Below are 13,725 nucleotides of genomic sequence, written 5' to 3'. Positions count from 1 at the left end.
GGCCAGGAGCAGAACGAGAAGCAGGGGAACCATAGTTATCAACCTCCGAGGCTCCTGATGCCCGGCCGATCACAGAACACGCAGCCGATTTCCCTTGTTTCTTCACGAGTCTTCCGGGCACCCGGTCCGCTTTTGGCGACCGTTCCCGGTGACTTCCCAGCCGATGGAGGGCCCGTTCCCGCCCGCCGGCCGCCAACCGGATGCGAGGCGCAGGCGGGAGGATGGCTGAGCCGTTGCTCCCGGTCCTCCACCCGGGTGGCTCAGGGAGTGGTCCGGCGAGGCGTGTCGCTGGGCCCGGGGTGCAGGATCTGTTCGAGGTAGCCGGGGCCGGACGGCGGGACGACCTCCTGGGCGGTGCGGTACCGCAGCGTCTCGGTCTGCCAGGCGTGGTAGCCGCTCATCCACGCGGCCATGATCTCCATGTAGGTGTCCACGGCCGCCTGCTCCTGCGGGCACAGTCGCAGCTGGGCGCAGACGGCGGGCGTCTGCGCGGTGAGTTCGCGGAACCGCCGTACGCACCGGTTCACGCGGTGGCGCACGGCCGTGACGGCCTCGGCGCGGGTGAGGTGACGCGCGTGTTCCAGGACGAGAACGAGGTTGTCCACGTCGCCGCGCGCCTCCTCCTTCTCCACGGAGTACACGTCGTTGCACATCAGGGTGACGTCGATGGCCGCCTGCCGCATGATGCGCAGCTGAGGTGAGTGGAAGGCCGCCGCCGGGACGGTGATGCCGGCGGCGCGTTCACCGAGGGACAGGGGCAGGTCGGTGGCGGCGATGCCGCGCCGTACGTGCAGGTAGGTCTCCAGGTCGGCGGGGGTGCCGCGGACGCGGCCTATCGCCTCGTGGGCGTGTGCGGCGAAGTAGTACTCCCACTCGTGTGCGGTACGGGCGGTCCAGGCTGGGTGGGCACCCCGGGTGCCGCGAACCCGGATGTCGGCGAACGCCGCCGTGCACGGGTCGGCGCCGGCCGGCGGGGTGGCGCCGTGGGCGACGTCGATCAGCCGCCGGCACACGCGGGCGGTCCGGGCGGGGTCCCTGCCGAGCGGGCCGTCGAACTGGTCGTCGAAGACGAAGAAGAAACCCATCGCGTCCGCGCACAGTGCCAGGGCGGGCCCCTGGGCGTGCGGGAAGCCGAGGGCGGCCAGCCGGGGCATGTCCCAGGAGGCGTACCAGGCGGCCGAGCGGTCGTCCGTGACCAGGCCGAACCGGCGCACCCATGCAAGGTTGTGCCGACGGGCCTCGTCGAGCCCGGGGCCGACCCCCGTGGCGGCGGGAAGGTCGAAGTCGACGTCCTGCGGCACGGCATCCTCCCGGTGTAGGTGGCGCCCGAGCCGGTCCGGGAGAGGCGCCCTCCACCGTGGCGCGGCTTCCCCGACCGACCGGATTACGGAGCGGAAACGATTCTGCGGGCGAGTCGTGACGACCGGAGGCGTTGACGGACGACACCGACGCCACGGCCTTGGATGCCGTCGCGCGAGATCCTCCGTACAGGCTGACCTCGGGCCCTGCCGGTCACCCCGTCTCGGAGACCGGCAGGGCCGCAGGACCGGACGCTCCCGGAGCCGGTGTTGTGGTCGGAGCCGAAGCCGTGCTCGGAGCTGGAGTCGAGGTCGTGCTCGGAGCCGGTGCCGGAGCCGAACCCGTGTTGGGAGCCGGTGCCGGAGCCGAACCCGTGTTGGGAGCCGGCGCCGGAGCCGAACCCGTGCTCGGAGCCGGAGCTGGCGCCGGAGTCGTGAGGTCCAGCGCGAGTGGCTCCGGGCCGCCCCCGACGCCCAGCCGTTCGAGGGAGAAGGCCATGGACGCGCTGACGCTCCCCGGTGTGCGGAACCCCTCCGTGCCGCGGACGGCGGGCAGGTGGTCGCGGATCGACTCGGGCGTGGGGTCCTCCTTCCACAGCACTCCCTCGGTGGCGCCCAGGAAGATCCGCCCGACGCGGCGGCCCGCCGCGTGCAGCAGTTCCCCGGAGAAGGGCACGGACTCGTGGGCCAGGAGCGCCACCACGGACGCGACGAGCCGGGCGGGGAACAGGTCGGTGAGCAGCGCCGTCATCGGCGCGTCACCCTGGAGCGCCTCGAGGGACATGCGGGTGGCGGCGATCGGTACGACCGCGTTGACCTTGATGCCGTACGGCGCCCCCTCGGCGGCCGGTGACGTGGTCAGACCGAGCACTCCGCCCTTGCCGGCGGCGTACGCGCTGAGTCCGGTGTCGCCGAAGAGGGCGTCGGAACACGTGTTGACGATCCGCCCGTACCCGGACGCGACCATGTGCGGCCATACCGCCCGCAGCATGTTCAGGGTGCCGCCCACATGGGTGTCCAGCACGCGCCGGCACTCCTCGTCGGAGAGGTCCTCCAGCGGGCGCATCACGGAGATTCCCGCGTTGTTGACCAGGACGTCCAAGCGCCCCCAGCGTTCCACCGCAGCTCCCGCGACAGCCCGGGCGCCGAGCGTGGTCGTCACGTCGTGGACGTCCGCCACCGCCTGCCCGCCCCGCAGCCGTATCTCCTCGGCCACCTCGTGCGCGGGCGACGTCGACGCGCCACGCCCGTCGATCCCCGTACCCAGGTCGTTGACGACCACCTTCGCGCCCCGCGCCGCGAGGAACAGGGCGTACTCCCGGCCCAGTCCGCGGCCGCCGCCCGTGACCACCACCACGCGATCGTCGAAACGGACCTCGTCCACCCCGCCACCACCCCTCCCGGAAGACGCGCCGTCACCGGCACACCCTGCCCCGGCAGGCGCCCGTCCGGACAGGGAGCGCAGGACTCGACCCGACGCATCCGCACACGCCACCCGTGCCACCGACCGCTCCGGCACGCGCCGTTGCGCTGCGGGGTCCCACGGCGCGGGGAATTTGCGCGCCGAGCGCCACTTGGGGAGGGGCAGCGGGTGCTAGTCGTCGTGGAGTTCGGCGCGGACGCGGCGTGAGGGCTGGAAGGTGTAGAGGCTGAGGACGTCGGGCGGATCGACCAGTCCGGGGCCGCCGTCGCCGACCCAGGTGGTGATGTCGGCAGCGGCGCCGGGGTCGTTGACCTGGCCGAGCCAGACGGGCCGTCCGCCGGCGACGCGTCCCTCGGCCGAGGGCTGGATGACGACGACGTTGGCGCGCTCGCACGCGTCGAGGCAGTCGGTGCGCCGGACCATCGCGACGCCGGCCAGAGCGGTGCGCAGGTCGGTGAGCTGGCCGTCGTGGTCGAGGTGGGGAACCTTGGCGGCTGTGCCGCAGCAGCACCCCCGGCAGACGGTGACGGTGCAGCGGGCACTGCTCGCACCGCCCGCCGCTGTGGGGACGGGGGTGCGGCTGCGCCGGGAGCGCTTGCTCACGCGGTGTCCTTTCCGAGGGCGTTGGTCCAGGCATGTCACGTAACGGGCGCAGGCCGTTGAGGCCCACCATGGCGGTGGAGGCTTCGTGGCCGGCCACGCCGAGGGGCAGCGGGAGAGCGGCCACGAGGCCCCAGGCCACCAGTGCGGTGATGCAGCCTGCGGCGACGACCAGATTCTGCACGACGAGGCGGCGCGCCCTGCGGGAGAGGGCCATGAGGGGGTGGGGAGGGCGGCGAGTCCGTCACGGACGGATGACGACGTCGGGTCGTTCACGGCCCGCCCTTCGGAGCGGTGACCATCGTCAGCACATCCGCGTCCGGCGTCCCCGCGGCCGAGCCCGTCACCGCCCATGGGGACCGACGCCCGCGCGGTCACCGCACCGCTCTGCCACGGGCGGCCGGCCGGTCATCGAGGACCCTGGTCGCCGGCACCGCGGGCCATCGACGCGGCTTCGCCCTGCGGCTCGGGACCGCGGGAAGGGTTTCGTCGCGCCTACACGGGTGAGGGGCCTATTGCAGCGCGCAGCGGCCGTATCGAAGATCGAGTGAGACGAATCACTAAAGATCTACGCGCCGCACGCAACTGCGACCCGTGTCGGCACTGTCTGACAGGGAGTCGGGCCCGTAGGGGTCGGGGAGCGAGAGAGCGGGGTAGGTCGTGGGGCGACACAGTGGCGGCATAGGAATCGCACTCGTCACGGTCGCGACGCTGGTGGGCGTGAGTGCCTGCGGCGGGGGCGGCAGTGACAAGGCGAGCGGGAACGGGAGCGACGCGAAGGCATCGGGGAAGGCCGCCGCGAGTGCCTCGCCCAAGCCGACGAAGCCCGCGGGTCCGCCGATGCTGCTGGAGACGATCACCCCGCAGACGGGCACCACGGTCGGCGTGGCCATGCCCGTCTCGGTGATCTTCACCGACCCGGTGGCGGAGAAGGCGCGGGCCGCGGTCGAGAAGCACCTGAAGGTGAGCGCCTCGCAGCCGGTGGCCGGCGCCTGGCACTGGATGGGCGACAAGCGCGCCGACTGGCGGCCCAAGACGTACTGGCCCGCCCACACCACCGTGAAGATCGACGCGGACATGAAGGGCGTCAGCAACGGCAACGGGCGCTACGGCGTCCACGGCTACACGCACACCTTCAAGATCGGTGACGACGTGCGCGCGGACGTCTCGGTCACCGGCCACACCATGAAGGTGACCCGCGACGGCAGCCCGGTCCGCACCCTGTCGATCAACGCCGGCAGCCCCGAGTACCCGACGTGGAACGGCACCATGGCCGTCATCGACAAGCAGGAGAAGGTCCACATGACCTCCTGCAGCGTCGGCATCAGCTGCGACAAGGGCAGCGCCAACTACTACGACCTGACCCTGCCCTGGGACGTCCACCTGACCCAGTCCGGCACCTACGTGCACTACTCGACCGGCGACCCCAACCCGGGCAGCGGCAGTGCGCGCGGCTCCCACGGCTGCGTCCACCTGTCCATGTCGGACGCCAAGTGGTTCTACGGGCAGGTCAAGCAGGGCGACCCGGTCACCATCACCGGCTCCTCCCGCGCCAAGGCGCCCGCCGACAACGGCTACGCCGACTTCAACCTCGCGTGGGACCAGTGGCTGGCCGGCAGCGCGTCGGGGGAGCAGACGACCGCCACCCTGTGACACCCCGGGGCGACGACACCGGTCGGCCCCGTCGGCCCCGCCCGCTCGCGGCGCAGCCCCGGCAGGCTCTCAGGGGCCGGTGAACCTCTTCACCGGCCCCTGAGAGCTGCGAGAGCCCGGGCCGGCCGGCATGGCGGGCCTCACGCCCTGACGGCCTCGGCGATCCGCCGCGCGGCCTGAGCGGGGGTGAGATGCGTGGTGTCGACGACCTCGGCCTCGCCGTGCAGCCATGTCCGGGCCGCCTCGGCGTACGGCTCCAGACGGGCGAGGCGGAACGAGGAGGAGCCCATCACGGTGTCCCCCTCGATGCGCCGGCGGAGGGTGTCCTGGTCGGCGTGCAGCACGAAGTGCCGTACGGGGACGCCATGATGGGCGAGGCCCGCGCTGATCTCGCGCCAGTACCGCTCGACCAGGACGGTCATGGGCATCACCAGGGTGCCGCCGGTGTAGTCGAGGACGCGGCGGGCGGTCTCCACGACGAGTGGCCGCCACGGCGGCCAGTGCTGGAAGTCGTCCGTCTCCGGCAGCCCCGGCGAGATGTCCATGAGTGTCTCGCCCACCTTCTCGGCGTCGAACACCCGCGAATCCGGGATCAGTTGCTGCACCAGCGCACTGGTGGTCGTCTTGCCCGCGCCGTGGGTGCCGTTCAGCCATACGATCATGCGCCCTCACGCTAGCGCCGTGACCGGAGAGGTTCACCGGCTCGCGACGCCCGGCACGGCTCCCCCAGCCTTCGGCCGGGGGTACCCCCACGCCGCGTTGTCGCGTCACCCGAGTACGTCCAGTACGCGGGCGATGCTCCGCCTTGCGATGCACCGCACCGGACGCCGCGAGCTTCCCGGCAAACCTTTCCGGTCACGGCACTGGCGCCGCCACGGACGGCGGCGACGGGGGAATCGGATCAGGCGCCACCCCGCCTCCCCGCTCCCCCCGCCTCGAAACGCCCAGCCCCAGTGCCCAGCCCACACCAGGTCGCGTGGCGGGGACCGGCCGGCTGTCGCAGCGCGTCACGGCGGGGCGTCCGCGTGTCCGACATGACAAAGAAATCGAACAAGCGATCTAATACCGGTATGGACGCCATCGACTTCCCCGACGACCTGGTGCGGACCCAGTACGCCTGGAACGCCACGTACGAAGCGCTCGCCTCGCCCCACCGCCGTGAGACCACGGCCCTGCGCCGCCGCCTGCTGCGTCTGTCCGTACGCCTGTGGTGGCATCCCTACTGGGAGACGGCCCCGTCGGTGCCGGCGGCGCGGGCGGAGCTGCGGGAGCTGGTCCGCGCCGGGAAGGCCGCGCGGGCCGCCTGAGAGCGGGACACCGGCCCGGCCCGGGGGAGTACCCCGGGCCGGGCGCTGTCAGGAGGCGTCGTCGTCCACCGGGCAGACGTAGCTGCCATAGGGGCCCCAGGTGGTGACCGACCGCGCTCCGTCGGCGAGGACTCCGCAGGTCAGGTCCGTGACCTTGGCGCCCTGAGGGGTGATCTCGCGGATGTGGATCTCCTTGTTCCGGGGGTAGTTGTGGCTGCCGTCCAGGGTGATGACCCCGGACTCCCCGACGTACTCGCGGACGCCGGGATCCTGCAGGTAGGTGACGAGCGCGCTGGGGGAGAAGGAGCGGTCGGTGGTGAAGATGGCGTCCATGGCCTCGGAGAGGATGTTGACGGCGTCGTAGCCGACCGCGGAGTCGGCCTCGGCGGACAGCCCGAAGGCGTCGTGGAAGCTCCCGGCGAACGGGCCGCCTGGGGTCGGCAGGCTGAACTGGTTGTAGAAGAGGGTCAGCGCGCCGTACTTCTGCGGCATCAGCCTCGGATGCAGGATCAGGTCCGGCGCGGGGCTCTCCGCCACCACCGCGACCCTGCCTCCGTGCGCGCGGCAGGCCCGGTTGTGCTGCATGTAGAGGAACAGGTCCTCCATGACGCTGGAGCGGCCCGTGTAGAGGACGAATCCGTTGGTGCGCTGGACCAGGGTGCAGACCGTGTCGGCGACGGCGCGGGTGCGGCGGCCGTCGTCCACCTCGCCGTAGGGGACCAGGCGCACCAGTCCGTCCGCGCGGTAGGCGGATTCGAACCGGTGGGCGAGGTCGGCGCTGAAGTACTCGTCCTGCGGGTCGAAGACGACGACGGCGGCCGGCCCGGTGGCGCCGGGGGCCGGCCGGGCCAGCGTGTGGAGCCGGGGCGAGTGGCGGGCGAAGGCGGCCACCACCTCGGCGATGCGTGAGTCGGGCGGGGAGAGCTGGAAGTACGACACGGGGGAGGCGCCCTCGACCATGCGCTGCCCGGAGACGCCTGTGCCCAGCACGGTGATGCCGCGCGCCCCCAGCTCGATCGCGGCCCGCTGCGACTCCGGGCGGCTCTGGGTGAGGCCGATGACGGCCGCGATGTGGTCGCGCTCCGCCCGGTCGATGATGGTCTGCGCGACGTCCACGGCGGAGTGGCTCTTCCCGGCCCCCGCCCCGGTGCCGGAGCCGGTGCTTGTGTCGGCCGCGCCGCGGGAGCCGTAGCGGAAGTACTCGCCGGCGTTGGCGATGATCAGCCGCACGGGCACCTGCGACTTCAGGTGACTGTCGTTGACCTGCTTCTGGGCCAGCAGTGCGCCGCGCAGCATCTGGAAGCCGGTGGGCACGGTGCGCTTGGACTCCGAGCCGACGCTCAGCGGCGCGAAGAACACGAGGCTGCGGTACGGCCCGCTGGTGTCCACCCGGGCGTTCTGGCGGCCGAGGGTCCGCTCCAGCTTCCTCAGGTCCGGCGCGTACAGGCCGTGCGCGAGGTCGCAGCCGTCGGTGCCGTCGGTGAGACCGACCACCTCCCCGCTCGGCACCTGCCGGCAGGAGGCGGAGGCGGCCGTGCCGGTCGGGGGGGAGTGCGTGTCGGAGAGGTGCCCCACCACCGCCCGGGACAGGAAGAAGCCGCCGGCGCACAGCAGGGCCGCGGCGGTGACGGCGGCCGTCGGCCTCGCCCAGTCCAGGCGGCTGGGTCGGCGGGGGGTCACGGCGCGGTGGACGGCCAGCCAGTCCTTCGCCGTACCGTCGTCGTCGGTCCGTGGCAGCGCCAGCACGTGCACGGCCTCGGTGGCCCGACCCGCCGCGGCCGCCGTGAACAGCGCGGTCAGCGCCTGTTCGGCGCGGCGGGTGCCGGCGACGCCGCCCTGCGGTGGAACGGCGGGGCGCGGGGGTCCGGCGGCGTAGGAGGGGAGCTCGGCCGTGGCGGCGCCCAGCACCAGCAGGGGGCTGGTGCCGGTGTCGCGGGCGACGGCGGCGTAGGTGTCCAGGAACTTGCGGCAGGCCGAGCCCTCGCCGCCCACGGTCGGCAGAAGTACGACGAACGCCCAGCGGCGGCGCGGGCGGCGCCGGCTCCACACCCGGGGCCGGCCCGCCCTGACCAGGTCCCGGATCAGCGCGGTCAGCAGGACCTGGCGGACCACCGCCTCGTCGCGGACCGCGAGGGCCGCCGCCTCCGGGTGCCGGGGCTCGGCCCCGTCCGTGGCGAGCGTGTGCCGGTGTGCCGCGCGCAGGGCCGATGCCGCGTTGAGGAAGCTGCGGCCGGCCTGGTTCAGCATGCGGCCCACCCACGGGTGATGCCGGTCGACCCGCACGCCGTACCACTTGCGCCACAGCCAGCCGGCCGGTACCACGGTCAGCAGCCTGACCAGCGCTCCCCACCGTCCGCCGACGGCGTCGCCGAGCTGCGCCGTGCCGGGGGAGGGCTGGTACCGCCGGGCGATCCGGTCGCAGAGCATGCTCTGCAGGGCCTGGCGTTCCTCTTCCGCGCCGGGCGGCAGGACGGCCCGCAGGACCGCGAGACAGGTGTCGAACTCGGGCAGCCGCAGGGGCCCGGCCTTCTCCGGCATGGAGGCGCGCAGCTGGAACGCCACGTCCTCCAGCAGCTGTACCTGCGGGGCGGCGGCGTCCTCCTGCGGGCCGGTGCGCACCGGCCGCGCGTCGTCGACGACCGCGTGCGGAGCGAGGCTGGCCAGATACCGGTCCGGCTCGTTCTCGGAGGACACCAGGCGTTGCCGGTACGCCAGCACGAGGGTGGTGAGCCCCGGGTCCGGCTCGGCGGCGGCCGTGCCCGGTGCCGGGTCGCCGTCCGGCTCGCGGGCGAGCAGCAGGGCCGGCAGCCGGTGCCCGCGCGACTGCGGCAGGCGCGGGCGGCCGGTCTGCCGCTCGGCGACGTACTCGTCGATGACCTGGACGACCTTGTCGAAGCCGGCGGGCAGGACGAGCTGTTGCTCGTCTCCGGGGGATGGGTGCAGCACGCGGTACCTCCAAGTCACCTCTGTGCGGGGAGTGTTCCGCGCGCCGGGGCGACACGAGGGCGGTACGGAGTTTTTGTCGCTATTCGTCGGCGAATGAAACGATGTGGCCGCCGTGCGGCCGTATCGCGGTCGCCCCCGCGTCGTTTCCCTCCCCTCGCGCGACACCGGGACTCCGACAGGACGACCCTCTGAGACGCCCCCACGGCAGCCGCCCTCTCCGGGCGCCGCGAACGCAGCCGTCGCGGCCCCTCCCGTCCGCACGTCCTCGCAGGTCCTTGACGGTCTCTTGACGTCGGCGGCGGGCATGGAGGGCGAGGCTCGGGTTACGAGCGCAATGTGACACGCATCGTATTGGTCGCCCTGACACTGGCCGCCGGACTCGCGGCGGCCGCCGCCGCGGCATGGGTCTCGCCGTGGTGGCTGCTCGCCGCCGTCCCGCTCGTCCTGCTGGGAGCGCTGGGCACCTGGGATCTGCTGCAGCGCCGGCACACCGTGCTGCGCAACTACCCCGTCCTCGGCCACGCCCGGTACCTGCTGGAGCGGATCCGCCCCGAACTGCAGCAGTACTTCGTGGAGCGCAACTTCGACGGCCGCCCCTTCGACCGGGACGTGCGCAGCATCGTCTACGAACGGGCCAAGGGCACCGACGCCGAGCAGCCGTACGGCACCGAGCAGGACGTCTACCAGCCCGGCTACGAGTTCCTGATCCCCTCCATGGCGCCCCGCGCGGTGCCCGAGACGCCGCCGCGGGTGCGGATCGGCGGCCCCGACTGCAGCCGCCCCTACGACATGGCGCTGCTGAACGTGTCGGCGATGAGCTTCGGCTCCCTGTCGGCCAACGCGATCCTCGCCCTGAACGGGGGCGCGGCCGCAGGGGGGTTCGCCCACGACACCGGGGAGGGCGGCCTGTCGGAGTACCACCTGCGGCCGGGCGGCGACCTCGTCTGGGAGGTCGGCACCGGCTACTTCGGCTGCCGGACCCAGGACGGCGACTTCGACGCCGGCGAGTTCGCGGACAAGGCCGCCCACGACCACGTGAAGTGCGTGTCGCTGAAACTCTCCCAGGGCGCCAAGCCCGGCATCGGCGGAGTGCTGCCCGGAGCCAAGGTCAACGCCGAGATCGCCCGGGTCCGCGACGTGCCCGCCGGGCAGACGGTGATCTCACCGCCGTACCATCGCGCCTTCTCCACCCCGCGCGAACTCGTGCGCTTCCTCGCCAGGATGCGGGAGCTGTCCGGCGGCAAACCGACCGGCTTCAAACTCTGCCCCGGCTCGCGCAGCCAGTTCCTCGCCGTGTGCAAGGCCATGCTGGAGGAGGGCACGAGCCCGGACTTCATCATCGTGGACGGCGCCGAGGGCGGCACCGGCGCGGCGCCCCTGGAGTTCGCCGACCACGTCGGCACCCCGCTCACCGAGGGCCTGCTGACCGTGCACAACGCCCTGGTCGGCGCCGGCCTGCGCGACCGGATCCGGATCGGCGCCAGCGGCAAGATCGCCACCGGCACCGACCTGGTGAAACGGCTCGTCCAAGGCGCCGACTACGGCAACGCCGCCCGCGCGATGATGTTCGCCGTCGGCTGCATCCAGGCCCAGCGCTGCCACACCAACACCTGCCCGACCGGCGTCACCACCCAGGACCCCCGACGGGCCCGCGCCCTCGACGTCGGCGACAAGACCCTGCGCGTCGAGCGCCTGCAGAAGGCGACCGTGGCCAGCGCCCTGCAGCTCATGGCGTCCATGGGCGTCACCGACCCCGCGCAGCTGCGCCCGCACATGCTCCACCGGCGCATCGATCCCTACACCGAACGCTCCTACGAGCAGCTCTACGAATGGCTGGAGCCCGGCCGGCTGCTCGCCGAACCGCCCCAGTCCTGGGCGGCCGACTGGCACGCCGCCGACCCCGACCGCTTCACCGTGTGATCTGGAGGATCCCCTGTGGCACCCACCGTGGCCCGCGTCATCGTGGACGCGCTGAGCGAGCTTGGCGTACGCCAGGTCTTCGGCGTCGTCGGCGACGCGCTCAACCCGCTGACCGACGCCATCCGCACCACCGAGGACCTGGAGTGGATCGGCTGCCGGCACGAGGAGGCGGCGGCGTTCGCCGCGAGCGCCCAGTCACAGCTCACCGACACCCTCGGCGTCTGCATGGGCACCGTCGGTCCCGGCTCCGTGCACCTGCTCAACGGCCTCTACGACGCGGCCAAGAGCCACACCCCGGTCCTGGCGATCGCCGGTCAGGTGCCCCTCGCGGAGATCGGCAGCGACTACTTCCAGGAGGTCGACAACGACGCCCTGTTCAGCGACGTGGCCGTCTTCCGGGCCACGATCACCTCCCCCGACCAGCTGCCGCAGCTGCTGGAGACGGCCGTGCGCACCGCGCTGGGCCGCAAGGGCGTCGCCGTCCTCACCGTGCCGGGAGACCTCGGCGAGCAGGAACTGACCACCGACCGGCCCGCCCGCTTCTCCCTCAACGCCCCGCTGACCAGGCCGGACGAGGCCGCCGTACGCCGTGCCGCCGAGCTCCTCGACCGCGCCGAGCGCGTCACCCTGCTGGTGGGGCGGGGCGCCCGGGCCGCGCGTGAGGACGTCCTGGCCCTGGCCGACCGGCTGGCCGCGCCGATGGTGCTCACCCTGAAGGCGAAGGAGGGCTTCGAGGGCGAGGCCAACGCCTTCCAGGTGGGGCAGACCGGGCTGATCGGCAACCCCGCCGCCGCGGCCGCCCTGCAGGACGCGGACACCCTCCTGCTGCTGGGCACCGACTTCCCCTACCGCGACTGGTATCCGCACGACCGCACGGTCATCCAGGTCGACACCGAGGCCGCCCACATCGGGCGCCGGGTGCCCGTCGAGCTGGGACTCGTCGGCGACACCGGCGCCACCGTCCGCGACCTGCTCGGCCACCTGAGCGCCGCGCCCGCCGGGAGCGAGGGCGCGCGCGACCGCTCGCACCTGGAGAGCGCGCGCAAGCACTTCACACAGTGGCGCGCGGGCCAGGCGCGGCTCGCCGACCCGCGGCACGACACCAACCTGGTGGGACGCGTCCGCTCCGCACTGGACAACCGCACCCACGACATCCGCCCGGAGGCACTGGCCGCCGCGGTCGACCGGATCGCCGACGACGACGCCGTCTTCACCTCCGACACGGGCATGGCCACGGTATGGCTCTCACGGTTCGTCGAGATGCGCGGCGACCGGCGGCTGATCGGCTCCTACAACCTCGGCTCGATGGCCAACGCCATGCCCCAGGCGCTCGGCGCCCAGTGCCTGGACCGCGAGCGCCAGGTCGTGGCCTTCTGCGGCGACGGCGGGCTGAGCATGCTCCTCGGCGACCTCATGACGCTGAGGACCAGCCGCCTGCCCGTCAAGCTCGTCGTCTTCGACAACCGCCGCCTGGGCATGGTCAAGCTGGAACAGGAACAGGCCGGACTGCCCGAGTTCGGCACCGTCCTGGACAACCCCGACTTCGCCGCCGTCGCCACGGCCATGGGCATCACCGGCATCCGGGTCACCGACCCCGCCGACCTGGAGGAATCCGTACGCCGCGCTTTCGACACCCCCGGCCCGGTCCTGCTCGACGTCCTCACCAACCCGGACGAGATCGCCGTCCCGGCCAAACCGACGGTCCAGCAGGGCTGGGGCTTCGCGGTGGCCAAGGTGAAGGAGGTCGTGCGCAGCCACGGGGACAGCAGCGGGCACTGACGGGCACTGACACGCGGCCGGCGACGGATCACCGTGCACCCCGCCCTGTCACGCTGGGTGGTGACTACCTCGCTGCCAGGCACGCGAAAATCTGTCCTGGCCGGAGTAGACATTGGCTGATCGTGCGGTTATTGTTTCTCTCGTAGCCGAGATCGAGAAGGGCCCGGCAGAAACGAACTGCCGGGCAGCAGTACGCAGTTGCAGTGTGCATGGCGGTGCGGTGGTGGAGTTTCGAAGCCAGAGCAGGTGCAGGACGGCGACGGGACTGACGACCGGACCGGGTGGCCCGCAGTGATCAGGGGCCGCCACCAGCAGGACCGCTTTACCAGCAGCGCAGTGTCGGCGGTTCCCCGGTGAAGGCGTCTGGCTGCGGACGCGCGCACCGGGAGGCATCGGCAGTACGTGTTCGGCAAGTGTTGGATTCAGAGGGAAGAACGGAGGAGTGGAGCGCCATCAGGATCGCCCGGCCGGCAGCGACTGGTCCGGGTACCGCAGGACATCGACAGTGAGGTGGTCTCCGGTCACGCATACGCGATCCCCGCACCCCCGGCGGCATTGAGGCCGGGTCCGCGGAAACAGAGGGCCGGCGCAGCACGAGGGCCGGCAGATGGTGTAACAGTTCCTTCGGGGCCCTGGTGCCGGTACGGCACCAGGGCCCCTCGACGCGTTCCACGAAGAGGTGCGATGACAGCAGACGACTCCTACGGCCGTCTCGACGACGACGACTACCCCGCCTACACCATGGGCCGGGCCGCCGAGATGCTCGGCACCACCCAGGGCTTCCTGCGCGCCGTCGGCG

At 72.6% G+C, this 13,725-nt stretch carries 9 protein-coding genes and 2 pseudogenes; 5 read left to right on the top strand and 6 right to left on the bottom strand.

The features are described 5' to 3' along the window. Positions 1-260 precede the first annotated feature (260 nt). The 4 genes and pseudogenes from ABZT03_RS40370 to ABZT03_RS40355 all read right to left on the bottom strand — a co-directional run. On the bottom strand, positions 261-1,301 hold the full coding sequence (locus ABZT03_RS40370; RefSeq protein WP_356048682.1) for a terpene cyclase: 1,041 nt from the start codon (positions 1,299-1,301) through the stop codon (positions 261-263). 211 nt (positions 1,302-1,512) lie between these two features. After that, entirely contained in the window at positions 1,513-2,682 is a 1,170-nt protein-coding gene (locus ABZT03_RS40365) for an SDR family NAD(P)-dependent oxidoreductase (protein WP_356048681.1), read from the bottom strand. A 210-nt stretch (positions 2,683-2,892) separates the two neighbouring features. Continuing rightward, positions 2,893-3,324 (bottom strand): (2Fe-2S) ferredoxin domain-containing protein, encoded by a 432-nt coding sequence (locus ABZT03_RS40360; protein ID WP_356048679.1) that lies wholly within the window; start codon positions 3,322-3,324, stop codon positions 2,893-2,895. Positions 3,325-3,358: 34 nt separating this feature from the next. After that, positions 3,359-3,573, bottom strand: a pseudogene (locus ABZT03_RS40355) (heavy metal translocating P-type ATPase); the annotation flags it as partial. 408 nt (positions 3,574-3,981) lie between these two features. Between ABZT03_RS40355 and ABZT03_RS40350 the strand changes: the two are divergent. Beyond that, positions 3,982-4,974 carry a L,D-transpeptidase gene (locus ABZT03_RS40350; RefSeq protein ID WP_356048678.1) on the top strand — a complete coding sequence of 331 codons (993 nt, stop codon included), beginning with the start codon at positions 3,982-3,984 and terminating at the stop codon, positions 4,972-4,974. Between the two features lie 140 nt (positions 4,975-5,114). Here ABZT03_RS40350 and ABZT03_RS40345 read toward each other — a convergent pair whose 3' ends face one another. Then, entirely contained in the window at positions 5,115-5,636 is a 522-nt protein-coding gene (locus ABZT03_RS40345; RefSeq protein ID WP_356048677.1) for an AAA family ATPase, read from the bottom strand. Between the two features lie 408 nt (positions 5,637-6,044). On the opposite strand from ABZT03_RS40345, the gene ABZT03_RS40340 reads away from it, so the two are divergent. Beyond that, entirely contained in the window at positions 6,045-6,281 is a 237-nt protein-coding gene (locus ABZT03_RS40340) for a hypothetical protein (protein WP_356048676.1), read from the top strand. 48 nt (positions 6,282-6,329) lie between these two features. Here the strand turns inward: ABZT03_RS40340 and ABZT03_RS40335 are convergent, their stop codons facing one another. Beyond that, positions 6,330-9,227, bottom strand: coding sequence for a hypothetical protein (locus ABZT03_RS40335; RefSeq protein WP_356048675.1), 2,898 nt, complete (start codon positions 9,225-9,227; stop codon positions 6,330-6,332). 336 nt (positions 9,228-9,563) lie between these two features. On the opposite strand from ABZT03_RS40335, the gene ABZT03_RS40330 reads away from it, so the two are divergent. From ABZT03_RS40330 to ABZT03_RS40320, 3 genes and pseudogenes are all read left to right on the top strand, one after another. After that, the gene (locus ABZT03_RS40330; RefSeq protein WP_356048674.1) at positions 9,564-11,147 is read left to right on the top strand and encodes an FMN-binding glutamate synthase family protein; all 1,584 of its coding nucleotides are present in this window, start codon (positions 9,564-9,566) and stop codon (positions 11,145-11,147) included. Between the two features lie 15 nt (positions 11,148-11,162). After that, entirely contained in the window at positions 11,163-12,926 is a 1,764-nt protein-coding gene (locus ABZT03_RS40325; protein WP_356048673.1) for a thiamine pyrophosphate-dependent enzyme, read from the top strand. A 684-nt stretch (positions 12,927-13,610) separates the two neighbouring features. After that, positions 13,611-13,725 (top strand): annotated as a pseudogene (locus tag ABZT03_RS40320) (MerR family transcriptional regulator); the annotation flags it as partial.

This window comes from Streptomyces sp. NPDC005574 (genome assembly GCF_040605435.1).
Classification (GTDB): domain Bacteria; phylum Actinomycetota; class Actinomycetes; order Streptomycetales; family Streptomycetaceae; genus Streptomyces.
This window is presented reverse-complemented; position numbering and strand designations above follow the sequence as displayed.

Bases quoted from the DNA above. Each gene is read 5' to 3' on its own strand.
- ABZT03_RS40340 (WP_356048676.1), top strand. From the start codon at position 6,045: ATGGACGCCATCGACTTCCCCGACGACCTGGTGCGGACCCAGTACGCC.
- ABZT03_RS40345 (WP_356048677.1), bottom strand. From the start codon at position 5,636: ATGATCGTATGGCTGAACGGCACCCACGGCGCGGGCAAGACGACCACC.